This window comes from Lentilitoribacter sp. EG35 (assembly GCF_040784015.1).
Lineage (GTDB): Bacteria > Pseudomonadota > Alphaproteobacteria > Rhizobiales > Rhizobiaceae > Lentilitoribacter.
The window spans coordinates 208,436-232,293 of sequence record NZ_JBFNGQ010000006.1 but is presented as its reverse complement, the minus strand read 5'-3'; the positions used below and the strand labels follow the sequence as shown (position 1 = coordinate 232,293).

The 23,858-nt window shown below is 45.9% G+C and carries 24 protein-coding genes; 11 read left to right on the top strand and 13 right to left on the bottom strand.

Features of this window, described 5'->3' with window-relative positions; all coding sequences use genetic code 11:
• The first annotated feature begins 31 nt into the window (after positions 1-31).
• Positions 32-1,084 (top strand): serine hydrolase domain-containing protein, encoded by a 1,053-nt coding sequence (locus tag AB2J24_RS12655; protein ID WP_367385714.1) that lies wholly within the window; start codon positions 32-34, stop codon positions 1,082-1,084.
• Positions 1,085-1,587: 503 nt separating this feature from the next.
• Positions 1,588-3,303, top strand: coding sequence for a PAS domain-containing methyl-accepting chemotaxis protein (locus tag AB2J24_RS12650; RefSeq protein ID WP_420883652.1), 1,716 nt, complete (start codon positions 1,588-1,590; stop codon positions 3,301-3,303).
• A gap of 141 nt (positions 3,304-3,444) precedes the next feature.
• Here AB2J24_RS12650 and AB2J24_RS12645 read toward each other — a convergent pair whose 3' ends face one another.
• Genes AB2J24_RS12645 through AB2J24_RS12625 form a run of 5 tightly spaced genes read right to left on the bottom strand, consistent with a single transcriptional unit; the run spans position 3,445 to position 7,193 of the window.
• Complete coding sequence (locus AB2J24_RS12645) at positions 3,445-4,059, bottom strand: alpha/beta hydrolase (RefSeq protein WP_367385713.1); 615 nt, start codon at positions 4,057-4,059, stop codon at positions 3,445-3,447.
• Positions 4,056-4,883 (bottom strand): carbohydrate ABC transporter permease, encoded by an 828-nt coding sequence (locus tag AB2J24_RS12640; RefSeq protein ID WP_162651300.1) that lies wholly within the window; start codon positions 4,881-4,883, stop codon positions 4,056-4,058. Before AB2J24_RS12640 ends, AB2J24_RS12645 begins: the two co-directional genes overlap by 4 nt.
• A complete protein-coding gene (locus AB2J24_RS12635) occupies positions 4,876-5,730 on the bottom strand; it encodes a carbohydrate ABC transporter permease (protein ID WP_367385712.1) in 855 nt (284 codons plus the stop codon). Before AB2J24_RS12635 ends, AB2J24_RS12640 begins: the two co-directional genes overlap by 8 nt.
• Before the next feature lie 42 nt (positions 5,731-5,772).
• A complete protein-coding gene (locus AB2J24_RS12630; protein ID WP_367385711.1) occupies positions 5,773-6,810 on the bottom strand; it encodes a M56 family metallopeptidase in 1,038 nt (345 codons plus the stop codon).
• A complete protein-coding gene (locus tag AB2J24_RS12625; protein WP_162651297.1) occupies positions 6,807-7,193 on the bottom strand; it encodes a BlaI/MecI/CopY family transcriptional regulator in 387 nt (128 codons plus the stop codon). The genes AB2J24_RS12630 and AB2J24_RS12625 overlap by 4 nt, the downstream gene beginning before the upstream one ends.
• 363 nt (positions 7,194-7,556) lie before the next feature.
• Here AB2J24_RS12625 and AB2J24_RS12620 point away from each other — a divergent pair, with 363 nt between their 5' ends.
• A complete protein-coding gene (locus AB2J24_RS12620; RefSeq protein ID WP_162651296.1) occupies positions 7,557-9,185 on the top strand; it encodes a BCCT family transporter in 1,629 nt (542 codons plus the stop codon).
• A gap of 235 nt (positions 9,186-9,420) precedes the next feature.
• On the opposite strand, the gene AB2J24_RS12615 is transcribed toward AB2J24_RS12620, so the two are convergent.
• Entirely contained in the window at positions 9,421-9,972 is a 552-nt protein-coding gene (locus AB2J24_RS12615; protein ID WP_162651295.1) for a cytochrome b, read from the bottom strand.
• A gap of 134 nt (positions 9,973-10,106) precedes the next feature.
• Between AB2J24_RS12615 and AB2J24_RS12610 the strand changes: the two genes are divergently transcribed.
• Positions 10,107-11,009, top strand: a complete 903-nt coding sequence (locus tag AB2J24_RS12610; protein WP_367385710.1) for a LysR family transcriptional regulator — start codon at positions 10,107-10,109, stop codon at positions 11,007-11,009.
• A 109-nt stretch (positions 11,010-11,118) separates the two neighbouring features.
• On the opposite strand, the gene AB2J24_RS12605 is transcribed toward AB2J24_RS12610, so the two are convergent.
• Positions 11,119-11,784, bottom strand: a complete 666-nt coding sequence (locus AB2J24_RS12605) for a glutathione S-transferase family protein (protein ID WP_367385709.1) — start codon at positions 11,782-11,784, stop codon at positions 11,119-11,121.
• A 52-nt stretch (positions 11,785-11,836) separates the two neighbouring features.
• On the opposite strand from AB2J24_RS12605, the gene AB2J24_RS12600 reads away from it, so the two are divergent.
• Complete coding sequence (locus AB2J24_RS12600; RefSeq protein WP_367385708.1) at positions 11,837-12,310, top strand: MarR family winged helix-turn-helix transcriptional regulator; 474 nt, start codon at positions 11,837-11,839, stop codon at positions 12,308-12,310.
• Positions 12,311-12,502: 192 nt separating this feature from the next.
• A complete protein-coding gene (locus AB2J24_RS12595; protein ID WP_367385707.1) occupies positions 12,503-12,685 on the top strand; it encodes a hypothetical protein in 183 nt (60 codons plus the stop codon).
• A 25-nt stretch (positions 12,686-12,710) separates the two neighbouring features.
• On the opposite strand, the gene AB2J24_RS12590 is transcribed toward AB2J24_RS12595, so the two are convergent.
• Entirely contained in the window at positions 12,711-13,586 is an 876-nt protein-coding gene (locus AB2J24_RS12590; RefSeq protein ID WP_162651291.1) for a hypothetical protein, read from the bottom strand.
• Positions 13,587-13,856: 270 nt separating this feature from the next.
• Here AB2J24_RS12590 and AB2J24_RS12585 point away from each other — a divergent pair, with 270 nt between their 5' ends.
• On the top strand, positions 13,857-14,306 hold the full coding sequence (locus tag AB2J24_RS12585; RefSeq protein ID WP_367385706.1) for a GNAT family N-acetyltransferase: 450 nt from the start codon (positions 13,857-13,859) through the stop codon (positions 14,304-14,306).
• Positions 14,307-14,373: 67 nt separating this feature from the next.
• Here the strand turns inward: AB2J24_RS12585 and AB2J24_RS12580 are convergent, their stop codons facing one another.
• The 3 genes from AB2J24_RS12580 to AB2J24_RS12570 are packed head-to-tail and all read right to left on the bottom strand — an operon-like array spanning position 14,374 to position 17,485.
• A complete protein-coding gene (locus tag AB2J24_RS12580) occupies positions 14,374-15,072 on the bottom strand; it encodes an ATP-binding cassette domain-containing protein (RefSeq protein ID WP_367385705.1) in 699 nt (232 codons plus the stop codon).
• An 8-nt stretch (positions 15,073-15,080) separates the two neighbouring features.
• Positions 15,081-16,256: an ABC transporter permease DevC gene (gene devC, locus AB2J24_RS12575; RefSeq protein ID WP_367385704.1), complete on the bottom strand. Its 1,176-nt coding sequence runs from the start codon at positions 16,254-16,256 to the stop codon at positions 15,081-15,083.
• Positions 16,253-17,485, bottom strand: coding sequence for an HlyD family efflux transporter periplasmic adaptor subunit (locus AB2J24_RS12570; RefSeq protein WP_367385703.1), 1,233 nt, complete (start codon positions 17,483-17,485; stop codon positions 16,253-16,255). Before AB2J24_RS12570 ends, devC begins: the two co-directional genes overlap by 4 nt.
• Positions 17,486-17,576: 91 nt before the next feature.
• On the opposite strand from AB2J24_RS12570, the gene AB2J24_RS12565 reads away from it, so the two are divergent.
• Together AB2J24_RS12565 and AB2J24_RS12560 are read left to right on the top strand one after the other, a co-directional pair.
• Positions 17,577-18,188: a TetR/AcrR family transcriptional regulator gene (locus tag AB2J24_RS12565; RefSeq protein ID WP_367385702.1), complete on the top strand. Its 612-nt coding sequence runs from the start codon at positions 17,577-17,579 to the stop codon at positions 18,186-18,188.
• Between the two features lie 62 nt (positions 18,189-18,250).
• Positions 18,251-19,531, top strand: a complete 1,281-nt coding sequence (locus tag AB2J24_RS12560) for a hypothetical protein (RefSeq protein ID WP_367385701.1) — start codon at positions 18,251-18,253, stop codon at positions 19,529-19,531.
• Positions 19,532-19,612: 81 nt separating this feature from the next.
• Here AB2J24_RS12560 and AB2J24_RS12555 read toward each other — a convergent pair whose 3' ends face one another.
• Complete coding sequence (locus AB2J24_RS12555) at positions 19,613-20,572, bottom strand: hypothetical protein (RefSeq protein WP_367385700.1); 960 nt, start codon at positions 20,570-20,572, stop codon at positions 19,613-19,615.
• Between the two features lie 135 nt (positions 20,573-20,707).
• On the opposite strand from AB2J24_RS12555, the gene AB2J24_RS12550 reads away from it, so the two are divergent.
• On the top strand, positions 20,708-21,571 hold the full coding sequence (locus AB2J24_RS12550; protein ID WP_367385699.1) for a protein-L-isoaspartate O-methyltransferase family protein: 864 nt from the start codon (positions 20,708-20,710) through the stop codon (positions 21,569-21,571).
• 65 nt (positions 21,572-21,636) lie between these two features.
• On the opposite strand, the gene AB2J24_RS12545 is transcribed toward AB2J24_RS12550, so the two are convergent.
• Positions 21,637-22,788, bottom strand: a complete 1,152-nt coding sequence (locus AB2J24_RS12545; RefSeq protein ID WP_367385698.1) for a helix-turn-helix domain-containing protein — start codon at positions 22,786-22,788, stop codon at positions 21,637-21,639.
• Between the two features lie 179 nt (positions 22,789-22,967).
• Between AB2J24_RS12545 and AB2J24_RS12540 the strand changes: the two genes are divergently transcribed.
• On the top strand, positions 22,968-23,807 hold the full coding sequence (locus AB2J24_RS12540) for a MipA/OmpV family protein (protein ID WP_367385697.1): 840 nt from the start codon (positions 22,968-22,970) through the stop codon (positions 23,805-23,807).
• Positions 23,808-23,858: the final 51 nt, after the last annotated feature.

The following is a 23,858-nucleotide window of genomic DNA, read 5'->3' as shown; positions in this document are numbered from 1 at the left end:
CGTATTTATTTCTCAGATGTTGGTTTGTTCGATGGTTCCAGTCTCGACAATGGCGCAAGAAAAAAGTTTCAGTGAGGCCTTTCACGACTTTTCAGAAAAGCACTCGCGGTTTGCAATCAGCGCATCTTACGCGTTAGGTGAAGGCGAGCCTGTCGTGATGACCGCTGGGCCGGCTGTTAAAAACGGTTCAATTATGGTGCCCAATGATGCACGTTGGCATATCGGCTCTATTAGCAAATCATTTACATCCACATTGGTCATGCGGTTGGTTGAGAAAGGTCAATTGGATTTAGATGCACCGATTGAGCGTTATCTTAGTAGATACAGCGATCAGATGCACTCGGATTGGAAAGCGGTGAGCCTGCGAAACCTTCTAAGTCACACAGCGCGCATGCCGTCTAACGCACCTGGTCGAATTACCGAAGAAACCTTTGATGATGAAGCGTTTGAAGGTCGACGCACAGTGCTTGCCGCTATGTGGGACAAGCCATTGAAAGGTGAGATTGGCCGGTTCGAATATTCCAATACCGGTTATGTTTTAGCCGGGCTGATAATTGAAGAGGTGACAGGGCAAGCATGGGAAGACGCGATAAGAACAGAGATTGCCCAGCCTTTTGGCCTGTCGTCATTGGGCTTTGGTGCACCACAAGAAACAGATGCACCTCGAGGACATAAAAGCACATTTGGGTTTAAGAGCCCTGTTGAGCCGCAGGAATTAGTATCTGATAACCCCAAATGGATGGGCCCAGCAGGAACAATTCATCTAAGCATGGCTGATTTGGCGAAATGGGGGCAATTACACACGAGTGCATGCAGTGGGCACCAGCCGGAATTTCTAACCCAAGAAAGCTGCCAGATCATGCAATCTCCAGTTTCGTCAGACTATGGCCTTGGGTGGGTGATCCAAAATTCGGATAAAACGGGACAGGTTGTCTGGCATAATGGTTCCAATACGATGTGGTATGCTATGCTAATATTGGTTCCAGACAGAAATTTAGTTGTAGCTACGGCAACCAATGTATTTAAGCCAGAACGAATAGATGAACTTACTCAAAATCTGATTGCGCTAGTGCCAAAGAAATAATCGTCAAAGACCCATGTTGATAGATTATGAAATATGGAGCTATGGCATTCTTTATGCGGTTAAAACAAAGTTGATATGTTGCAAAATTCCTAAGAAAATCTGTATTGATTGTTTCAATTAGCTGTTCCCATATTTTACTAACCTATATCGATATAACAAAGCTCTCTTCGTTATGTTATGCAACTTTATGCAATTTTAGGATCAGTTATTGTTGAGTAAAAACAATGAAATAGCCAATGATCTTTTCCGATTAAGTGATATTCATGCAATTTTAACCACAAAATTCGATGATAGTGGCATTCTAAGGCGCAATTTTGCGTTGAGAACAGAACTATTACCCCATGATCGGGTAGTCCAGACTTTCTCGATCGTCATGATGATGATGCGTTAAAGGTAAGAACGAATGTCACCATTTGAGATACTCTCGAATTTGAAGGCTGCACCAGCCTCACCTATTTGCAAATTCATAGGATTTAGACATTTGTTTCAACAGATAAGTGATAATGGGGATTCCTTTGCTAAATATACTTGGTCCTATCTCAAACTCAGATGCTATTCTTAAAGCATTACATAAATCTCTAGCGATTATTGAATTTGATTGTAGCGGAAATATTCTAACTGCTAATGAAAACTTTTGCTCGGCTATTGGTTATGACAAAAGTGAAATTGTTGGCAAGCATCATTCAATGTTTGTTGACCCGGATGAGGCTGCAAGTCCCACTTACAAAGAGTTTTGGGAAAATCTGGCGGCAGGCAAGCTTGATGCCGGCGAGTATAAGCGCTTTGGCAAGGGCGGCAAGGAAATATGGATTCAAGCCACTTATAACCCTGTTCTGGGTCGCGGTGGTAAGCCGGTAAAAGTTATAAAATTTGCTTCAGATATTACCGCAGCGAAATTGGAATCGTCCGAAGATAAAGGAAAAATCGAGGCAATTTCCAGGGCTCAGGCCGTCATTGAGTTCACAACAGACGGAACCATTTTAACAGCGAATGAGAATTTTTGTGGTGCTGTCGGGTATGAATTATCTGAAATTCAGGGCCAACATCATAGAATGTTTGTTGAGAAAGAATATGCGCAGAGCCAAGAATATGTTGAGTTTTGGAACAAGTTGGCAGCTGGAGAATTTGTTGCTGCAGAGTTTAAACGAATAGCTAAATCGGGAGAGGAAATTTGGATACAAGCCTCCTATAACCCGATTTTTGATATGAACGGTAAAGTGTTTAAAGTTGTAAAATTTGCAACTGATATTACCGGTCGTGTGCATGCCGTGGACGCAATAGGAACAGGTCTTAAAAAACTTGCAAATTGTGAGCTGGACCAATCCATCGACGAAGAGTTCATACCTTCGCTTGATCAACTGAGAGAAGATTTCAATCATTCTATAAGTACCTTGAATGCAACTTTGTTGCAGGTTGGCCAAAACGCTAATGAAATCAACAATGGTTCGTCTGAAATTCGTAGCGCATCGGATGAGTTATCAAAACGAACAGAACAACAAGCCGCTGCTGTGGAAGAAACAGCTGCTGCGATTGAAGAAATCACAGTCAATGTTGATTCAACAGCTCAGTTGGCAAATGAAGCTGGTAAACTGGTCAAAACAACAAAAGAGGAAGCCGAGCGGTCTGGTGAAGTCGTCAATAAAGCCGTATCAGCTATGTCTGATATTCGGGAATCGTCTGATCAGGTTGCCGATATCATTGGCGTTATTGATGATATTGCGTTTCAGACAAACCTGCTGGCTCTCAATGCTGGTGTAGAAGCCGCTCGGGCAGGGGACGCAGGTAAAGGCTTTGCTGTTGTTGCACAAGAAGTGAGAGAACTTGCTCAAAGATCTGCGACGGCTGCGAAAGAAATTAAAGATCTTATCAATCGATCCGGCAGCCAAGTGCAATCTGGTGTTGAGCTGGTTGCAGAAACCGGCGAAGCTCTCAAGTCGATCGTCACATATGTCACAGATGTAAGCGAGCATTTTGGCAAGATTGATGTTGCCACACAAGAGCAGGCAACTGGCTTGCAAGAGGTGAATAAAGCGGTGAATTCTATTGATCAGGGCACACAGCAAAATGCTGCCATGGCAGAAGAAGTCACAGCGTCAAGTTATTCTCTGGCAACGGAAGTCGGGCAGCTAAATGCTTTACTGGCAGAGTTCAGGCTAGTACAGGAACGTGATGGTTCGAATGTTCATTCCGCACCAGTCGCGACTGCCGCCGCCGCATAGCGGTTTATTAGCGAGCAAAGGTGTTCCAAGATAGGATTGGCAGCACCTTTGTCTGGCTTGCTCGTCTCAAATACTGAATGCTAATGGCTCCGCTTTCGAGTGGGGTCAGTTTTGCCAGCGTGGTTAGTTTTGCCAGTGGGGTCAGTTTTGTATGAACTCACGTATCGTTGCTGTCAGGTCGTCACCGTAATCTTGCTCAAACATATCTTGTGCGTGTGCATTGCCTGGAAAAATGACCAACTTTTTGGGTTCGCTGGCTTTTTGGAAGCTGGTGTGCGTTTGCTGTGAGAAAAAGTCATTTTCGGTGACGATGAAAAGCTTTTTCACACCAACAGCGCGCGCCGTGTCACCACGCGCCGTTCCTAACAGGATGAGGTGTGTGATATCGTCTGCATCTCGTTTTCCAAACACATTTTGCACAGCACCGCCCCCAATACTGGCGCCAACGAGAACGAATTGCGATTTCCCTTTTGCTGTCAAAAAATCAATGCCGGCATCAATATCCTCCGTTGCGACGGATTCCAGTGCCAATGTTTCAATGCCAGACGTCTGCAATTGTTCAGCAAACCTGCCCCAACTTGCTGCATCCTTTCCAGATTGATGAACCAGAATTGCAGCTTTGGTGCCTTCTGCTGCAAATAAAAGGGCTGATCGTGTCATCATGTCCCTTATAGTAAGATCAATTTTCTCAAATGCTGCAGCCGGCGCGCACAACAATGCTGCCAGCGCGCAAACTGCAAAAAACGAATATCTCATCCCACTCTCCCCATTGAAAATCCCCGAGCAAGATGTTTGCGCAATAACCAAACCAATATGAGCCCGGGAACTATCATAAGAACACTGGCCGCAGACGAAATTCCTATATGCACCTGTCCCAACGGTGAGGCCACAATACGCATCACCACGCCAATGGGCTTGGCATCAACAGTGGTCAGCGCATTGGCAATTGTAAGTTCGACCCATGAGAACATGAAGCTAAAAAATATCGCCACGCCTATCCCTGTTTTGATCTGCGGCAGGAGTATTTTAATAAAGAAGCTAAAGCGACTATAGCCGTCAACAAAAGCAGCTTCCTCCATTTCTTTTGGAATGGCGGAAATAAACCCCTCCAGAATCCAAATAGAAATAGGAATGGTGAAAACCCCGTGCGCGAGCGCGACAGCAAAATGGGTATCGATCATATTCACAGCGGAAAACATCTGCACAAACGGAATGATCATGATCGCCGGTGGAACGAGGCGAAAAATGAATACAAAGAAGAAAGCATGTTCGCGCCCAATGAACAGGAACCGAGAAAAAGCATAGGCTGCGGGCAGCGAGATCGAAACAGTAATAAGAACATTGATCGCAACAAAAATAGCGGTATTTACATATCCATCGACCCAGTTCTTTTGCGAAAAAATGTATCTGTAATTTTCCAAAGTGATTGAATTTGGGATGATGTTTGCCGATGTTTCGCTCACCAGATTGGGTTGAAGGCTCAACACAACAAGCCAATATATTGGCACCAGCAAAAAAGCTGAGAAGAGCAAAACCGACTTCGAAAAACGTCGTTTGCCGGAAAGCGGGGTGTCAGACATTTGCACCTCGTATTGATTTATAGAACACCCAGGCAACTGAGATCATCAAAAGCAGGTAAAACACAGACAAAGCTCCGGCTTCACCAAGATTGAACTCCTGCATTGCTGTTTTGATAAGCTCCTGAGATAAAAATGTGGAGGATACATGCGGACCACCGCGACTGATCATCAGCGGTTCGGTGTAAATCATTAGACTATCGGCCAACCGCAACAGCAGGCTAATCGTCAATACATTCTTCAATCGCGGTAATTCGATATAGCGAAATGTTGCCCATTCTTGCGCGCCATCTATTTTCGCCGCAAAGAAATATTGTTTAGGGATGGAAACATAACCTGCATAACACAAGATTACCGTTAAAGATGTCCAGTGCCACACATCCATGACAATGATCGTGCCCCAGACCCATACGACGGAATTGAGATCAATATCTATACCGAAATACGATGCTGTGGCGCCAATTAACCCGACATCTGCATTCACCGCATGGCGCCATAAAAACCCGACAACAATCCATGGTATAAGCAGGGGGAGTGCAAAAATAGCGATGAAGAACTGGTCAAACTTACCCGACAAATAAAGCTTGCGGGCAATAAATATACCGAGGAAAATCTGTATCGTTAGCGTCAGAAATGAGAATAGAATGGTCCGGCCAAGTGTTTGCCAAAAGGCTATGGAGCGGAACATCTGCTCATACCATTGTGTGCCAACCCAAAAATATTGATCGCCGGCAAAACTGTCCTGAACCGAATAATTGATCACCGTCATCAATGGGGCAAACCCCATAGCAATCAAAAACAACGCGGTTGGCAGCAAATAATACCATGCATTATTCCCATTCCGTGTCATGGCATAATCCCCCCTTGATGAGATAATACTACAAATGTAGTATTAAATTGCAAGCACTAATCCAAAGGGGCGCAAAAATTCATTTGATTTCATGCGTTTAAGGTTGGTATTTGTCGATTGTTCGAGCCTTTGAACTGACCAGCTGCGCGCGCTGAGGTCAATATTATTAAGCGTTATGTTGCAGCTTAGAACAGCCAATAACAATGCAAAACCGGCAAAGCGGGATTGGTTGATCTTCTCTCCGCTGATGGCCCGTTCTATTCTGTTTCGAAGGGCTGTCTTGCGAAAGCGGGACCGGCTCCCAAAGGGTGCGGCCAGGTTTGTGGCATGCAAATTCTGCCTTATGGCGCTTGATATCCGAAGCAGGCTTTCCGCATAGGCTGATCGGGATGTGATGTGCCTGTCCAGCGCGTCATTATCGCAGGCAATCTCACTTATATGGGTATGGTAGCATCTCCAGCACCAAAATGCCGGATTACAAACAAAGATTATGGCAGCAAATGACGCGATCCAATTCCAAACCAGATCACCGCGACGTATATGTGTTATCTCATGGATGAACGCACATTTTTGATCCTGTTTCATAAGACCTGCCGGCATAATGACAGTAACGCCCCAAGGGTGGACATAAGCGCATGGCGGCGTATGCGGCGCACCAATGCGTATGGTTACGCGGCCATGTTGCCGGAGCGGGATGCTGCTCGCAGATAGATGGAAAAGTTTCAGGATATCAATCAAAACCAACATTACCCCTGCACCCGCCAGAAGAACAAATAGCAAATGAATACCGTTTTGATCGCTCAGATAGTCTGACACATGAACAAGATACGCCCCCAAATAATCATCCGGTTGCGCGACAATTTTAATGGGGGCCATCGCAACTCCGCTTGATTTTTCAAGCAACATAAAGGCGATTGGCATTGCAATAACGGCGACCAAAGTGAGCCGCAGGACGCTTGTTTCTGTTCTGGCTGTTACATTAATGCGGCAAAATGTAAGCAAGCTCTTTACGAGCACAAGCGACAAAATGGTTAGGGCCAGTGCCAGATTGACAGTAATGGCATATTCCCCAAAACTCATTTTGACTTCTTTTCAGCAATAAGCGCTTCAAGCTCGTTTAATTCTTTCTCGGTGAATGTGTTTGCCTCGATAAATTGGGATGCCAGACTAGATGCCCGACCGTCAAAAAACTGATCAAGCAAACCCGCAAGGCGAAACCTACCGAAATCTGATCGGCTTTCGAGCGGTTCGAACTCGTAAGATCGCCCCTTTTTTTTTGCTTTAACAGCACCTTTTTCAACCATGCGATTAAGGTGTGTAGCGATCGTTGTGTAGGCATATTCGCGGGGTGCATGATCATCATTATTCAGCTCTTGCTGAATATCACTGGCAGTGCCTTTGCCCAAACTCCAAAGCACAACCATAACCTCAAGCTCGGATTTTGAAAGCTTCTCAGATTTCATATAATCTCTCCCCAACCGTGCTCAATGGCGTACGAACGCTCCAATTACTATGATTGTAGTAGGTAACTTTTGAGCTGATGTCAATTTCCGCTAAATTCGCATATCTGCCTTAAGGATGAGAAGGTGAAATTGTTGATAAAGGCAAGATATCAGCGCTTATGAAGCGTTTTCCTACGGGAATTTTGTCAATAATACCAATATTTAGGAAAAAAGTTGACCTGCAATGCCCGAGTGGTTCAGACTGAATTTGTTTAGTCTGGGATCGGCCTATATGGTGCTGACTGAGTCTGGCTTAGCTCAGTCTGGTTCGATATTTTTAAAGGCAGATGTCAGCCGCGCAACGCAATGTCATTGGAGAGAAACATGGCAGAAGAATCAGATACTTCGGGTGCGGTAGCGCCTAACCCAATCGAGACCGATTTTAAGATTGGTCAACACAACATCACACCATTTGGTTTGGATATTCATAATCCGGTATTTTTGGTGTCCGCTCTGTCAATTGTCGCGTTTGTTCTGATTACATTGATGTTTCAGCAAGGGGCGACCGATTTTTTTGGTTGGTTACGACCGTTCCTTACATCGACATTTGATTGGTTCTTCCTAAGCGCAGCAAATGTCTTCGTGTTGCTTTGCTTCCTGTTAATGGTCACACCACTTGGGAAGATTCGACTGGGTGGTAAAGACGCTAAAGCCGACTATGGTTATTTGGGTTGGTTTGCCATGTTATTTGCGGCCGGTATGGGGATCGGCCTTATGTTCTTCGGTGTTTCGGAGCCGATGTCACATTTTGCGTCCTCAATGGGAGGAACGGCAGTAGAGGGTGGTGTTCGTACAGACTGGGCACCGCTCGGCGCTGCCGCTGGCGATGTGGATGCTGCGCGTGATCTAGGCATGGCCGCAACCATTTTCCATTGGGCTTTACATCCTTGGGCAATCTATGCTGTTGTTGCGCTTTCGCTTGCGTTTTTTACGTATAATCGTGGCCTGCCGCTCACGCTTCGCTCTGCTTTTTATCCGCTTCTGGGTGACCGTATTTGGGGATGGTGGGGACATGCAATCGATATCCTTGCGGTCTTTGCAACCCTTTTTGGCCTCGCCACTTCACTTGGTTTTGGCACAGAACAAGCGCTCGCAGGTCTCAACCATCTATTTGGCTGGGGAACTGGCAATGGTGCAAAGGTATTGTTGATTGCGATCATCACTGCATTGGCGCTCATTTCCGTTATCCGCGGTCTGGATGGTGGTGTTAAAATTCTTTCCGAAGTCAATATCGCGTTGGCGGCCTTGTTGCTGGTTTTCATATTGTTTGTCGGGCCAACAGGGGACATCATTTCCACAATCTTCTCCGGCGGCGCAGCTTACATAGCCAATGTTGTTCCGCTTTCGATGCCGTTTGGCCGCGAAGATGCGAACTTCTCGCAAGGTTGGACTTCATTTTACTGGGCATGGTGGATCTCCTGGTCGCCTTTTGTCGGCATGTTCATTGCCCGCGTGTCACGTGGACGCTCAGTGCGAGAATTTGTTTTCTGCGTTATGGTCATTCCAGCGCTTGTCAGCGTTTTGTGGATGGGCGTATTTGGCGGAACAGCAATTTCACAAGTGGTTGCCGATGCTGCGGCTCCGGTCAAAGATGCAGCGCTTGAATTGAAACTGTTTGAGATGCTCAAACCATTGCCATTAGCTGGTTTAACATCCTTTATCGGCATCGTTTTGGTTCTGGTGTTCTTTGTAACATCATCTGACTCAGGTTCACTCGTTATTGATACAATAACCGCAGGCGGGAAAACCGAAGCGCCAGTATCGCAACGTGTTTTCTGGTGTAGCTTTGAAGGTATCGTCGCGGCAACTCTGCTGTTGGTCGGCGGTTCGGGCGCATTAACGGCGCTTCAGGCCATGGCTGTAAGTACAGGGTTTCCATTTACTATCGTACTTCTAGCCATGTGTGTCAGTTTGGTCATCGGGCTAAATCAATCGCGCAAACTTGGCGGTTAAAACATTATATTCCGCCCCTGCGATATTATATTGCGGGGGCAGGGGTTTGCGTTAAGTGATGGTATAAATAAAAAGCAGTTTAAAAGCATCTTATGCAATAAACACAGTGCTTATCAGTGGATCACGAAAGCTATCTTTGAAAGTTAGCTAATCCGAACCAAAACGAGCTTACATGGAAATGTGACCCTCAACGCCACTATGCCAAGATCAGGTTAAAGGCGCGATCATTTCGCGCTTATTGGTTCTTACCGCCGTCACGTTTGCCAAACCACATCCGGCTAATCAGTTTATCGCGTAGAATAAACTGATGGTAGGCCCAACCCAGTACATGAAGAATAATAAGGGCTAACATCAAATTGGCTATAAATCCGTGTGCCACACGCGGCGCAAACTGCATGAGGTCGGCGGGAATGGGCTGCCCGTTTCCACCAAATATTATACCAAATAATCCCGCATTAATTGCTGTTCCCACCCCGCTCATAACCATTGCTGCGGTGAGAAGGTAAAGTCCCCAATGTGCGGCTTGCGCACCCAGGTTCAGCACAGCATTTTTTGCATCCGCTTTAGGCGGGTTTTTTGAGCGCATTTTAACAATAATACGCACAATAAGCAGGGTGCCAATCACCATTCCCCAAATCATATGACCTGTCAGGCCAAACATTTTTTCAGGGTCTGTATTTGCCATATCTGCCAGCGTGGGGCCGCCGACGATCAATGCGAGTAAAATCATAAATGCCAAAACCCAATGCAGGGCAACGAGTAAGGGGTGATAACGCGTCATTTCCATTTTCTTTCTTGATTATACATGTTCAAATTTTGCCATTTTAAGCAATTTAATTTCTATTCTAATGTTACATATGCTGTATATAAATAAACTAATTTGAAACTTAATGTTACGTCAGTGTAACAAAGAGAGGTTCTTTGCGATCAATTGATTGGGAAATGATGCCCTATTTTCTTGCCGTTGCAAGATCGGGGTCGCTGCGATCTGGTGCAAGTTTATTGAATGTGAGTTACGGCACGCTCAATCGCAATATTCAAGCCTTAGAGAGCAGTTATGGGGCGCGTCTGTTCCATCGATCTCGCAAAGGGTTTACGCTGACTGAGGCAGGTATGGCCATATTACCACTTGCGGAAAGTAGTGAAGAAATTCTTCAAAAGGCACGACATCGTGTGGAAGGTTTGGACCGAACCGAAGCTGGTCGAATAAGATTCTCGCTTCCACAGATGCTGGGCTACGACATTGTTGCACCCATCATCGCCAAGTTTCAAAATCTTTATCCCGCTATACAAGTCGAAGTACGCATAACATCTGATGTGGAGAGTATTCCTGATGGCACCACAGATGTTGGGCTGCGTGGCGCATATGAAATTGATGAAGATGTGGTCGCAAAGAAGCTTTATCGCATAGCCGTTTCGCTTTTCGCTAGCCAAACCTATGTCGAGACTGTTTTTCCGACCGCAGGTTCAAATGGTGCGGGATTAAGCTGGATTGGAATGTCTGAAAATCAGGATACAAAAAATCTGATGAAACGCGCAGGATATCCTTTGGCAGATATACGCCATATCGTTACAGATGGACATATGCGCTTGTGCCTGCTGCGTCAGGGGTGTGGAATGTCTCACCTACCACTAATATTTGAAAGCCTCTACACCGATATCTGTCGCGTACCACAAGCTGAAGTGACGCTTGATAGATATCTTTGGATTGTGTGCCACGAAGATTTGGCAGGAACAGTTCGAGTTCGGCGATTTGTGGATTTTTTGATGCAGGAACTGATTGATTTAAAGCCCCTTATGCAGGGTGAGTTATTTCAGAAGTAAATTGGCAATAAGCCGTATAAACCGTCCGGATTACAGGACATTTATACGGCTCGAGCTTTTGTCTTACTTCATGTCATTCCTAAAGCCATGAGATGTTTTTGAGGCGGCCTCAGGCATCCTGCATCATCAGGCTGGTTAGATAAGAGTTCTTTTTCTGCAAAAATTGCTCAAGGCGTTTGGGATAGCCTTCTGGTGGTGCATTGATAACGGACGGACGCGCCGCAAGTGTTTGTCGCCATTTCTGCACGGCATCCAGATCGCTCATGATTCCAAAATCGTCAATCTGGTCAAATACGTCGAAATACCTGAATATGGTTGCCCAAACGCCATCGATCATGTGGAATGTGTCTCCGGCGAAGTAATTGCCTGATACTTCTTGCTCAATGCGTTGAAACTTTGCACGAAGTGCAGCGCGTTTTTGCTCAAAACTATCGGCATCCTTTGCACTATAGAACCCGCCAATCCCAGCCAGAGTTTCTGACCCGAACTCAATCCACGAACGATGACGTGCTTTTTCCAGACTGTCTGTTGGATGCAGCGAGCCGGGCGTGGTTTCATCCAGATATTCGGCAATGACCTGGCTTTCAAAAAGCACAGATGTTTCGGTTTCCAAAATAGGCACACGGCCAAGCGGGGACATTTGTTTGAACCAGTCAGGTTTATCCGCCAGATCAATATATGTGCGGCGATGTTCAATATTCTTTTCGGACAAAACAATGACCGCCCGTTGGACGTAAGGGCACAGGTGATGACTGATGAGGTGAAAACTATTCATAGTAAAACTCCATTTAGATGCATTTGCATGTAATTAGGATGTTTTGCCTTGCATGTCAATGCAAATGCATCTACTTTTAATTATGACCATGCCAAACGACATCACAGTACAAACCTGGATAAAGCTAGCCCGAGCCTTCGGCAAAGCAATGTCAGATATCGAACAAGCCTTGCAGGACAATGAACTACCGCCGCTTAGTTGGTACGATGTGTTGTTGGAGTTGGAGCGGGTAAAGGGCAAGGGGTTGCGGCAGTTTGAGTTGGAAAATGCTTTGCTGCTCAAGCAATATAGCGTCTCTCGTCTTGTCGAAAAAATCGAAAAAGATGGCTGTTTGCAGCGTGTGGCAAGCAAAGAGGATGGCCGCGGAAAGCGATTACACATTACAGATAAGGGCAGGGCATTGCGTCAAAAAATGTGGCTCATCTATGGTCCGAAAATCGAAGATACGGTGGGTCAGAAATTATCACAGACGCAATGTCAGGAGTTGGGCATGCTTTTGGGGAAACTGAGTAATAGTCCAAGCTGATTTAGTTTTACCTGATTTAGATTTACCAGATTTAGTTTTACCTGATTTTCTGGGAAATCTTCGCCGCCCGTGTTGTGACTGTGAAAGCAACTGTAAAATGCAAATTTCCAAATCATGAGAAGCCCGTGTTTTCGAAAATTTCACTCAATGCTATTCTAGCCACCGCCATATCCCTAATATTTGGAGTTCTGATTGGCACGTTTGTCATGTATCTGGTTTTTGCCTGTTTTGTCTCCAGACCATATTCTTTTTGTTGGGCAAACACTTAATGGTTACGTGGAAACGCTGACCAATTCAGTGGAAGAATTTTTGGAATATGCAGCCGCGGTTCTTTTGCTTTCCCCAGCAATGCTCTGCCGATCAGAAACACCTTAATTTCCGCTTTCCGTGTACCTGAATATTACTTTTTCGGAGGTTTGCCAGCTGCAGGCACTGGTGTCGGTACTTTAACGACAGTCGTTTTTGTCTCAGCCACCCCGAAGAAAGCCTTTATTGCGGACAGGAACCTATTTAAAATAACGATGGTTAGTGATGTGCTGTAACCCAAGACAAATGGTAGGAGCAACAATACCGCTTGTAGCGCTATTTTTCCGCCTTCTGCGCCGTTGTCCACGGGCACTGGTTTGATCAGCCCTTGTGTGAATTCAACAAAATCATTGAAACCAAATGGAATTGTAATAATGAGTGCAAACAAGGCACCAAGCAGCATTCTTAGCAGCAGCAATAGTCGATTGTTAATATCGAACGTGATTTCCTCAGAGACCGCTATGGCGTTGAAACCAATTGATGCAATCGCCCCCAGAGCACCGAGAAGAAGAAGCCAAAACACATAGATCGGAAGAACAATTTGCCGTGGAGAGATTTTATCTCCACCTATAAAGTCAATTGTTTGAATGAGGACAGCAGATATCAGTAACAGTGCCGCAAAAAAACAAAGGTATCCTGCCAGTTTCGGGAACCAAAGCGGGATTTGCTGCCCCATATACCGACGGCGCGCAGGTTCGTCTAAGAGGCCAAATAGACCATTATTGATCTTCTCCAGATTTTGCCACTCTTCAGCAGTAGCTGGTCTTCCCTTGAAGTCTTTAAACTTGTAAACGCGAAATTCATTGGGAAACAGCCGTTCTGGTACTTGAACTGTTTCCTGCACCAAAAATGTGTATAGTTTTATAGTTCGATGGATACCTTCGATGAAATCTTGATCATTAATAAGATTCGGATCATCATCAGGAATTTCGACTGCTGTTTTAAACAAATTATTTGTTAGTATTTGCATAATTTTGTTCCCCCCAAGTACGTAAAAGCAACTATAAATATCAAATTACATGGATACAACTATATGCAAATATTTCTCAGAGTCCAATTTCGAGGGTTAGGACGGGGCCAGAAATGTGCTTATGCTGCTGGTTTAAAATGCTTTATCCCTTGGAGCCGAAGCCTTTGGGAGAATTGAATGATAGAACAAGTCGTATTATCGCATATTGATTATCGCCAGTTCTAGACGAAAAAACTACTCATTAACGTGAGCACTATTTGAGGAAATCCAATGCAAATAAGTAATTTGCGACATGTGGATGATTTTGCGACCATAATTGCTGATCGTTGTTGGCACCAATGGTGGACAAAGACTGATGTATCGCTGTTGGATTACTCAGCAGGCATCAAACAAATGACCGTTAAAAGTGGAATTCCCATAGCTCTTGTTGCGCACCGAGCATCTCAATTTATGGGTTCTGTGTTGTTGATAGAAAATGATTTAGCCGCACGAACCCAATATTCGCCTTGGATTGCTGCATTGTGGGTGGAGCCGGAATTCAGATGTCTGGGGATTGCAGGCGAACTTATAAAAGCTGCAAGAAAAGAGGCGTCGCAACAGGGATTTCGAACGTGCTATCTTTGTGCCACAGACGCAAATTCGCTCTATTATTTGGCGCGAGGTTTCGCACCTGTTGAAAACAATGTGAGTGGGCGGAATATCTTCATGATCGAAAGCTAAATATTGATCGTGAAGCGGACCAACGTTGCGGTCAATTAAAAACGTATACTTGAAACAGTATTCCGTCTTAGCTTCCGCTTTCCGTATCCTTAACAATACGGCCTTCTTCTAATGTGATGATACGGTCAGCGAGATCGAGGATGCGATTATCGTGGGTGACCATAACGGTGGTTGTGCCACGAGTTTGGCCCAATTCTTTGAGCATTTTTACCACATTAAGACCCGATTCTTTATCAAGCGCTGCGGTGGGCTCGTCGGCAAAGATGACCTCAGGGTTGGATACGAGTGCGCGAGCAACTGCGACACGTTGTTTTTGCCCCCCAGACAGTTTTGCTGGCAAAAAACTGCTGCGATCACCTAGCCCCACAAGCTCTAACATATGGTGCGCCGCTTGTTTTTGTTTGGCTTCTTGTCCAGCGCCGTGCACCTGTAATCCCATCAAAACATTTTGCGTGGCTGTCAGGCTATCATGCAAATTATGAGCCTGAAAAATGAAGCCTAATTTACGCCGTGCAGCAACATTTTGTGCCTCTGTCGCGCCATTTAATTCTGTTCCCAGCAGTTTCACGCTGCCGCCCATCACGTCGCGTAAGCAGCCCATAAGCGTCAGTACGGTGGTTTTGCCGGAGCCGGATGGCCCCATAAGAATGGTCAGGCTGCCTTTTTTAATCTTCAAATTAATATCAAAGATTGCCTGTTTTCGTGCTTCACCCACACCAAACCAATGATCAAGATGCTCAACGATAATTGGATATTGCTCTGCCATTACGCCTCCTAAAACAAGTCTGCCGGGTCAGCACCAGCAAGGCGGCGCGTGGCAATGGCACCGGATATGGAGCAAGCGATTAAAGTTCCAAAAAACACCATAACAGCGCGAGCTAAGCCCATCTCAACGGGTAATCCGGTTGCATTTGAGAGGCCCAAATAAAGCAAACTGGCGAGAATGACGCCTGGGATGAAACCAAACACTGCCAAAATCAGCGCTTCTTCAAATACAATGCCCAGAAAGAAGCTGTGATCATAACCCATCGCTTTAAAAGTCGCATATTCTTTAAGGTGGTCAGACACATCTGTTGCCAACACTTGGTAGACGATCACTATGCCAACCAATACACCAATTAAAACGCCAAACCCGAAGATCACGCCTGTAGGTCGTTCTGTGGTTTGGTATTTCAGATCGGCGGCGGCTGCATCTTCCACCGAGCGAACAATAACACTGTCACCGGGTAGGACTTTGCGTAACCGCTCAACCACAACATCGATCGAAATGCCATCTGCAACTTTGACCAATATGTGATTAGGCGCACCGGCAATGCGTTTTGGAAACAAGCTCAGGAAGGTTTGATCTGAGGTGAATAACGTGCCATCGGCGGTAAAACCACCACCAACCTTGATCAGATCCACGGCTCTAACCGCAGTGCCGTTAAGTTCGAAATCAAGCGGCTTGGCTCTGCTAACATCATTAAACTGGTCCTGCGATGCGCCGCGCGTGCTTTCATCAATTAGCAATGTATTGGGCAAGCGCAACAGATCAAGCTTTTCAGATATTTCAGCGCTTAGAAACGGAGTTGCGTCAGGGTCGATGCCAAAACTTTGTAAATTTGAAGAACCGCCATCTGGCTGTTGCCATTCCAGCGTTGCGATATAAAGCGGTGTTGCATCTGAAACACCCGCAACACCAAGTGCTTGAAACATGCGTTGACGCGAAAGATTGCTCCCATCGGTCAATGTGTTGGTATCTTCCGATGAAATCATAATATCAGAATTAAACAAAGCGTAGGGCGCAACGGATGCACCATTTAGAGCACCTAAAATGCCAAGTTGCACAAATACCAAGATGTTGGCAAAAGCAACGCCAGCGACTGCAGCTGCCAGCTTTGCCTTGCTATGAGAAAGCTGTAGCCAGCCGATGGGCATGCGGCCAAATATCAGTTTAAGCAGATGGCTCATTGATCACGACCTGCATCAATGCGCGCAACGACCTCCAGATTGGTCAAACGCGATGCAATTGCCGATGATGCATCATCCAAGGCAACAATCACATCAACAACGCGCGCATCGGTATTTGCCGCCGGGTCATCTGATGTGATGGTCTGGCGGCCAATTTCCAACCCGATAGCGGATACGGTGCCCATGAGTTCTTGCGGCAATGCTTTGGCAGATATTGTTACCGGATCGCCTAGTGATACGCGCCCAATCAGAGTTTGATAAACCTCCACTTCCACTGTCATTTTTTCCGTATTTCCAAGGTTTAAAATCCCCGTGGATGGCGGGCGTTCACCCGGATTTACGTGAATATCAAGCACAGTGCCATCGGCAGATGCTTTAACATAGGCTTTGCCCAAATCCGATTGCGCTCTTGTGAGGTCAGAATAAGCAGCGTCAAGGTTTGCTTCTGCTACTGCAATATCGGCCTGTAAGACACCATTTTCTGTGTCATAACGTGACAGTGTCGCCCTTGCACGCTCCACGTCCAGCAGTGTTTCAGTTGCCCGCGCTTGCGCATTGTCAAATTTAGCACGTGTTGTCACACCACGTTCAAGCAGCGACGTGGCTCGCTCCAGATCAACTTTCGCAGCCTCATAGGTGACTTCCGCGCGGGAAAATGTCGCCCGTGCTTCACTCAGGCTTGCCTCGGTTTTGCTTTTGGTCTGGTTTAGCGTGGCTGTTCGAACTTTGAGGGTTGCCTTGGCTGTTTCAACAGCATTTTCAAGTTGGGTCAGATTATCAAGTACCGCAAGCGTGTCACCGCGCTGTACTTTGTCGCCAATACCCACATTCAATGCCGCGATACGGGCATCACCAGCGCCAAAGGGTGTTGCAATGGTTATCACATCGCCATCGGGAATAAGGCGACCAAGGGCAAAAATATCGCCTTCGCTCAAAACCGCAACTTCTTCCTGACTGGTGACTTTATCCAGTGCCACAGCAATCGGGGTTGATGTGCCGCCGCCAGGTGCCAGGCCTGTAATGCCGAAAAATGCCTTTAATCCCGGTGGCTGAAAATACATCCCTACAATCCCGCCAAAGACAATCAACATCATGGCAACAGGGATGAATAGAAGCTTGCGAGATGATCGTCGTGGCTTTGCAGCGGGCGAACTTTCGTCTGCCTTATCATTTTTTACAAGCCCGTTATCCACCAGTGGAAGCTCAATTTTATCTGTTTTTTCATTCATTTAATCTGTCGCACATATAATTATTGACCAACGGGTCATTAATTATATAAAATCATCTGAATTGCAAGTGGATAATTATTTTGAGAGTAAAATGAACGACAAAACAACGCACAGGCGCAAACAACATCGTCCGCAAGAGCTTATTGCAGCTGGGTTGCAAGAGTTTGCAATCAACGGTTTTGCCGCCACGCGAATGATTGATATTGCAAAACGTGCAGGCGTCTCCAAAGGCACTATTTACGTTTATTTCGAAAGCAAAGAGGCTTTGTTTGAAGCAGCTGTTCGCTCGCAAATATTACCGTATCTGGATCAGGTAGGTGCAATGGTTTTAACTCATAAAGGCAGCACAAAAGACCTCATACGAATGATGATTAATATGATGTACGCCAAGATTGTTCAAAGCAACGCGAGGGATATAATCCGGGTGATGATCGCAGAAGGGCGAAAGTTTCCAGCTTTAGTGGAGTTTTACTATAATACTGTGCTGGAAAAGGGACTTGGAATTTTAGATGCAATCGTCCAACACGGTGTTGAACGTGGTGAGATTAAAAATGATATGATCTTAAAAGAACCCCGATTGCTTGTTGCACCGATCATATTCGCTGGCGTTTGGTCCATGGTGTTTGATGAAATAAATCCGATAAATATTGACCAATTTTGCGAGGCGCACCTTGATGTGCTGTTTAATGGGATATTTGCCTGATTTAAACTGTTATTTGCATTGATAAAAACATCGCGTTAAACTTGTTGTGTGGGGGAGGTTAAATGCAAAAACATTCAAATTTCTGGATTGGCTTTTTCATTGCTTTTTTGCTGTTGGTGCCGATATTGCTAGGTGCCTGGGGCATTGCGCAAGAGCATGCCAAGGCGATGATCACCTTTGCTCTTGGCGCGCTGTTCAGCGCCATTCTCATACTTGTCCTTATCTTGTTTTTCCGGGACAGAATTCTGGAGAAAATATTTGGAAGCACCAAATCCTCAATTGAAGATGTCTCGCAGGAAGCGCTTCTGGCGCTGACGGCGGCCACAACTGGCAAGAAAGATGAGGCGATCAAACATACGAGCAGCCTCGTTGGCGCAGGTGCAGCATGGTATATGTGGGCAGGCTTTTATCGTTGGGTAATTGGCACCTGTGTGGCGCTTCTCGTCGGGTTTGGCGCGTTCACGGGGACGGTTTTGCTGTTTGAGCAAAACAAGAAGCTGGATGCGCAAACCGAGCAATTAATTGCCCAGAATAAGCAATTTGAAGCGCAAAATGCATTGGCAAGTGTTAGTATGGTATCTGGACTTCGCGAGCGTCTGCGGTCGGTTGGCACCAGAAGCAATACCGATATAGGTATTGCGCCGGATGTGTTTTTGGAATGCGGGGTGGATTTTGATTATTCGCACAAACTTTCATTGCCTGCTAATCCGTCTGAGGTTGCCGCTGTTAAGCTTTTGGCCCAAGATGAGAACCTGTCTGACAATGTCATCCAATCGCTAACACTGTTGTTGCGTGATGAAAGTTCGGCAGTGAAATTTGCCGCTCTGAGCATTTTGGATGAACTTGAGCAAATACCAGAGCAAACCGAGGTCTATATTGCTGATTTGCGCCTTGTTTATGACAATAACAGTATCATCGATTATACGCTTCAATCCGATGTAAATATCTGGTTTGCAAGATCGCTTGTTGCCGGGTTCAAATGTGAAAACTGTTTAGTGGATTTGGATGATTCCGTGTTTCAGGGTCATGTTGATAAAATCGATCAAGTCAGCCATTCGCTTTATACACCCGTTTCGTCGCTCACAAATGAGGCTTCAGCTCTGCCTGAAACACATTTCTCATCTGTTGTTGCAAGTATTGGTCAGGCATCTCATCAGTTGATGACAACAAGTAAAAACATTAGTCGAGTTTCGGAAGGCCCTTTAAGTTTTTATTTTTTGAGTAACTTTTCTGACAATCCGCATTGCAAAACGTTAGAGACGCTCTCGCGGCAGAATCCATTCCTATTAAAGGTAAAGGAGACAGAGACGCAGCCTGAGGAGGCAAAAATTCTGCCGGAATGAGCTACCGCCTATAGAAGTAAGTAATTTTGCCTAAAACTAATGCTGCTTGTTTTTTTGGCAGTGTGTATCGCGGTTTGCGACCTATCCAGATATCTTCGCTTCTGTGCGGTTTTTGACAAGGATCAGGATCACATTGTGAAAATCTTTGAAAAAGAACTCATGCCAGAATTTGGAATATGCGCCTAATTGAGAATTGTCATAAGTACGGGTGGTCAGCGATAAGCGGGTTTTCCCGTCCATATCCTCAAGTAAATATTCGCCTGAAAGGATGTTAAAATACTTCCCGCCAACTTTGACATGCGGGTCTTCAAGTCCCTCTGCAATCCACCCTTCAGGAAATTCAAAATCCCACGCAATACGACGGTTTTTCTCAATAGCGGTAATCCGCTCGATGAAATGAACATCTTCTCCCCAGTGAGAATGCCGAATGGTGCCATTCGGACTTTCTTCCCAAATGGCTTCGGTTGGCTTTGGCACGCCAAGAAGGTGTGACATGCGGGTTGGTATTTCCTGCGGCGAAATATCAGGAATTGATTTGAGCATGTTAAACACAACTTCCGGAGGCGCATTAACTTCTATCATGTTTGAAATTTCATATATTTCCGGCGGCATCGGCTGGTTTTCCGGCAGGCCCAAAAGTGCAAAAGCAATAATTGGCAGAGTTACAATTTTCAAACTCCCGTTTGCCTCCTGTTTCCACCGGATCACCATCAGATAAATAACGCCGCCCAGCAATGTTCCCAATAATATTGGCACGACTGCCATCGCAATGCAGATCATTCCTTCAAGGCTCGTTGTGACAGACATGGCAACGGATATAGCCATGATGCCGATCAGCCAAAGCAGAGCTTTGCCAAAAGATTTGAATGAGCCTTTTGGCCGGAAATGCATGATGATCAAGCCGCATAGAATGGGAAATCCAAACAAGAAGGCAAAGCTTACAAGTTCCACATCAATCATAAGGGCAATCACATAAAGCCCCAGTAACCCGGCGACCAGCAATATGGCAGGGGCGGCGATCCTTATTATTTTAAATAACAATGTCCGGCTCCTGCCTTTTGGAAAACATGTATGGTCATAATGGAATTAGTACGATCTGGTCCTGATGGCAATTGCCCATGCTTACGGCATGCGTATATTGGGTATATCTCATGAAATTAATTGGGAGGAGTGAATATGTCCCTAGATGACAGATTACGAGCAAATTTGACAGAAAATCTCCACGCCGAACATTTTGCTGATGAAATCCGCATTGTTGGCGGAATGGATGATTGTCCTGAAACGGAGAGGGTCCTCGATGCTTTCCGAAATGTCCCGCGAGAGGCATTTGCAGGTCCTGGGCCTTGGAGCACACGATCTGTGTTTTATGACATGGCATTGCGCAAGACACCGGATGCCGATCCGCGCTGGCTCTATCACTGTGTGCTGGTTGTTTTAGATGAGAAGCTGGGCATCAATATCGGCGAACCCTCATTTTGGGCGCGCATTTTAGCTCGAACATGCATTCGTTCAGATTCGCGTATTTTACAAGTTGGGGCAGGTGTGGGTTATTACACTGCGATATTAGACCAGCTCGCTGGCCAAGGCGGAAAAATAACGGCTTATGAGGTTGATGATGCTCTTGTTAAGCGAGCCAGAGAAAACTTACAAAGTTTGTCGAATGTTGGTATCCAACAAGGCAACGCTGCCATTGAGTTAGAAGAGAACGGCCCCTTTGACCTGATCATCAGCTTTGCCGGAGCAACGCACATACCAGCTAAATGGATAAGCCAGCTCACTCCAAATGGCCGTATTCTTTTGCCAATGACCGGAATAAACGGATGGGGAGCAATGGTGTTGGCAAGAATGCAAGATCAAAGTTTAACTGGCAAAACACTTGGCCGTTGCGCTTTCTACCCTTGCGCAGGCGCACGAAATGATATGCAGGCAAAACGCCTCGACGAGCTTTTGTACACACGCGCACAATGTGACAGGGCGCAAGTAAACTTTTCTGAATTTAGTTTGGGAGCACATATTGAAAGCGTTATGCCCGAAGCTTAACCTCGACAGCGTTCAAGAGCTAAGATAAAATGGGATATCTCCAGAAGGTGCCATTTTCTAACAAGTTAGCTGAGTGATATCTGTTCAGAATGGATTTGCGCTTTCCTAAAGGCTGTCGGTGTCATATTTGTCACCTTTTTAAAGGCGGTATAGAAAGATGAGCGGGAATTGAACCCCACATCATAGGCGATGGTGAGGATGGTTTCTGAGCTGTCTTTCAGTCGATCTTGCGCGTCTCTTATCCGATATCCATTTACGAAATCAAAGAAGTTTTCACCGATTTTTTCATTCAGAACCTGAGAAACATAATTATCCCCCACGCGCACATGGCGGGCCAAAATCCATAAAGACAGGTTAGCATTCAGATAAAGTTTGTCGGCCTGCATTGCTCGGCGTAATTTCTTGGCAATTCTGACTTTTGCCTCCTCATCCAGTGCTGATTTCTCATAGCTGGGTGCGGGCGATTTTTCCGCCTGATGTGGCACAATGCCGGGGCGCTGTCGCAGTCCCCAAAGCGTGATTGTCGTAACAATGACAATGTTAAACGCATATTCCACGACTACTGGCACGCCGGGGCGATCGGTCACCATCTCAAAAATAACGGATCCGGTTTGCAATATCCAATAAACCCCGTAGCTTGCCATGACGAACGAAACCCATTGCATCTCTTTTTTCTCGGTGCTGGCAAAAACATCTTTCAACCGAGCATGATATTGAACCAGCCGCCGCGCTGTTAATGTGAAATAGAAGGCCCACTGAAATGGTATGGGAAACATCAACCCTTCATAGTTTCCGCTCAAAATCTGGTTGCGCACCGCAGCTTCATCCAAAATAGGGATTGCACCATCAATCATCATGATGGCAATAATTATGGCGGCAAATGCATAGAGCAAAGGCAACGCAAAATGCCAGATAAGCCTTTTCGGCAACTGTTGATTTTCGGCAGTTAGGGTCCACACATAAAGCCAAAAAAGCGGTGTCACGCTCGCAGCGCCCACTATCCATAATGAGCGCACAATTGCTTTTGCATAAGGGGATATCAAAATTGGATTAAGAACCGTGCCCAGTTCTGCCATTGTGGAGGCAATGAGGAAAAACGCCAGAAGCCGAAACACCAGTTTGTCGCGATCCTGGGTAAGACAATAGAGCGCGCCAAAGGCGGAAATCGTGGCTGCAATCGTTGCCAGCAGCGTGACGGTGTTTTCGGTATGGAACATGAAGATACCTTTTGTGTCAGGCCGATTTACTTAGCGTCAATTTCAATTCATTTCCAGACTGGATTGTCCTAATAGATAAAGTCGGACACTTGTTTTGTCCTTCTCGCGCTTGCTCGGACGACACCTATCATTTCGCTCCATATGACCGCCGCAACATATCATTTTTGGAGACTTGTAAAATGTTGCGTAAATCCCTGACTGCCGTTGCAATATCACTATGCTTTGCAACAACACCGCTTCTGGCGGAAGAAACCCTGCCAAAAGGCAATCCGCCAGTAGATAGCCCGCCAGTAGATAGCTCACCAATAGATAGCCCACCTGCGGGCAAATGGAATTCTAATGGAACCTGGACCTTTGGGCTAATCGCATCGGGCGGAAAAAGCATCTATGTGGGCGAGAAGAACAAAGCCACAGTGCTGCCCTATCTGGCATTTGACAGTGAGCGCCTTCATTTCGGCGTTGATGATGGGCTGGCTTATCATTTTTTAAATTTTGGAGATCCGCAAACCTCTGGCGGGCAGCTCTCATTGGTTTTGGCGCCGAGATGGGAAACTGCATTGCGTAAAAGCAGCATATTCGATGGCATGGACCGTGACTTGCCCATCGAAGGCGGTGTTCGTGGCAGATATAATGCCTATGGATTTTTCGGAGAAGCAAAGGCGCTTTTTGATATATCAGGTGTTCACGGGGGGTATGAATTGGAAGCAGCATTGGGTGCTGAGCGACAGTTTGGCAGATTTGGTTTTGAAGCCAAGCTGGGCGCTAGATACAGAGACAAAAAACTGAACTTTGACCTTTACGGGGTTTCTGCCGCCCATGCCACCGCGACGCGAAAACAGTTCACCCCGGATGCCAGCGTGGCTGGCTTTGCGAGTATTGGCGCACGCTATTTTATGAGCGAAGACTTATCACTGATTGGCAATGTAAGCGTGGAAAATATCGGTAAAATGAAAGATAGCCCGCTGGTAGAACGCGACCACAGCATTTTTCTCACGATCGGGATCATGAAGAGCTTCTGATTGTTGATGATGGGCAAGCAAACAGCCGAAAGTGCGGCTGTTTGCTTCTAG

Coding starts and splice junctions, on each gene's coding strand:
- AB2J24_RS12540 (WP_367385697.1), top strand. CDS start 22,968: ATGTTGCGTAAATCCCTGACTGCCGTTGCAATATCACTATGCTTTGCA.
- AB2J24_RS12600 (WP_367385708.1), top strand. CDS start 11,837: ATGTCAATGCAAATGCATCTACTTTTAATTATGACCATGCCAAACGAC.
- AB2J24_RS12560 (WP_367385701.1), top strand. CDS start 18,251: ATGCAAAAACATTCAAATTTCTGGATTGGCTTTTTCATTGCTTTTTTG.
- AB2J24_RS12640 (WP_162651300.1), bottom strand. CDS start 4,883: ATGTCTGACACCCCGCTTTCCGGCAAACGACGTTTTTCGAAGTCGGTT.
- AB2J24_RS12570 (WP_367385703.1), bottom strand. CDS start 17,485: ATGAATGAAAAAACAGATAAAATTGAGCTTCCACTGGTGGATAACGGG.
- devC (WP_367385704.1), bottom strand. CDS start 16,256: ATGAGCCATCTGCTTAAACTGATATTTGGCCGCATGCCCATCGGCTGG.
- AB2J24_RS12590 (WP_162651291.1), bottom strand. CDS start 13,586: ATGCAAATACTAACAAATAATTTGTTTAAAACAGCAGTCGAAATTCCT.
- AB2J24_RS12630 (WP_367385711.1), bottom strand. CDS start 6,810: ATGAGTTTTGGGGAATATGCCATTACTGTCAATCTGGCACTGGCCCTA.
- AB2J24_RS12655 (WP_367385714.1), top strand. CDS start 32: ATGGTTCCAGTCTCGACAATGGCGCAAGAAAAAAGTTTCAGTGAGGCC.
- AB2J24_RS12615 (WP_162651295.1), bottom strand. CDS start 9,972: ATGGAAATGACGCGTTATCACCCCTTACTCGTTGCCCTGCATTGGGTT.
- AB2J24_RS12620 (WP_162651296.1), top strand. CDS start 7,557: ATGGCAGAAGAATCAGATACTTCGGGTGCGGTAGCGCCTAACCCAATC.
- AB2J24_RS12625 (WP_162651297.1), bottom strand. CDS start 7,193: ATGAAATCTGAGAAGCTTTCAAAATCCGAGCTTGAGGTTATGGTTGTG.
- AB2J24_RS12605 (WP_367385709.1), bottom strand. CDS start 11,784: ATGAATAGTTTTCACCTCATCAGTCATCACCTGTGCCCTTACGTCCAA.
- AB2J24_RS12580 (WP_367385705.1), bottom strand. CDS start 15,072: ATGGCAGAGCAATATCCAATTATCGTTGAGCATCTTGATCATTGGTTT.
- AB2J24_RS12635 (WP_367385712.1), bottom strand. CDS start 5,730: ATGACACGGAATGGGAATAATGCATGGTATTATTTGCTGCCAACCGCG.
- AB2J24_RS12550 (WP_367385699.1), top strand. CDS start 20,708: ATGTCCCTAGATGACAGATTACGAGCAAATTTGACAGAAAATCTCCAC.
- AB2J24_RS12650 (WP_420883652.1), top strand. CDS start 1,588: ATGGGGATTCCTTTGCTAAATATACTTGGTCCTATCTCAAACTCAGAT.
- AB2J24_RS12565 (WP_367385702.1), top strand. CDS start 17,577: ATGAACGACAAAACAACGCACAGGCGCAAACAACATCGTCCGCAAGAG.
- AB2J24_RS12645 (WP_367385713.1), bottom strand. CDS start 4,059: ATGAGATATTCGTTTTTTGCAGTTTGCGCGCTGGCAGCATTGTTGTGC.
- AB2J24_RS12585 (WP_367385706.1), top strand. CDS start 13,857: ATGCAAATAAGTAATTTGCGACATGTGGATGATTTTGCGACCATAATT.
- AB2J24_RS12545 (WP_367385698.1), bottom strand. CDS start 22,788: ATGTTCCATACCGAAAACACCGTCACGCTGCTGGCAACGATTGCAGCC.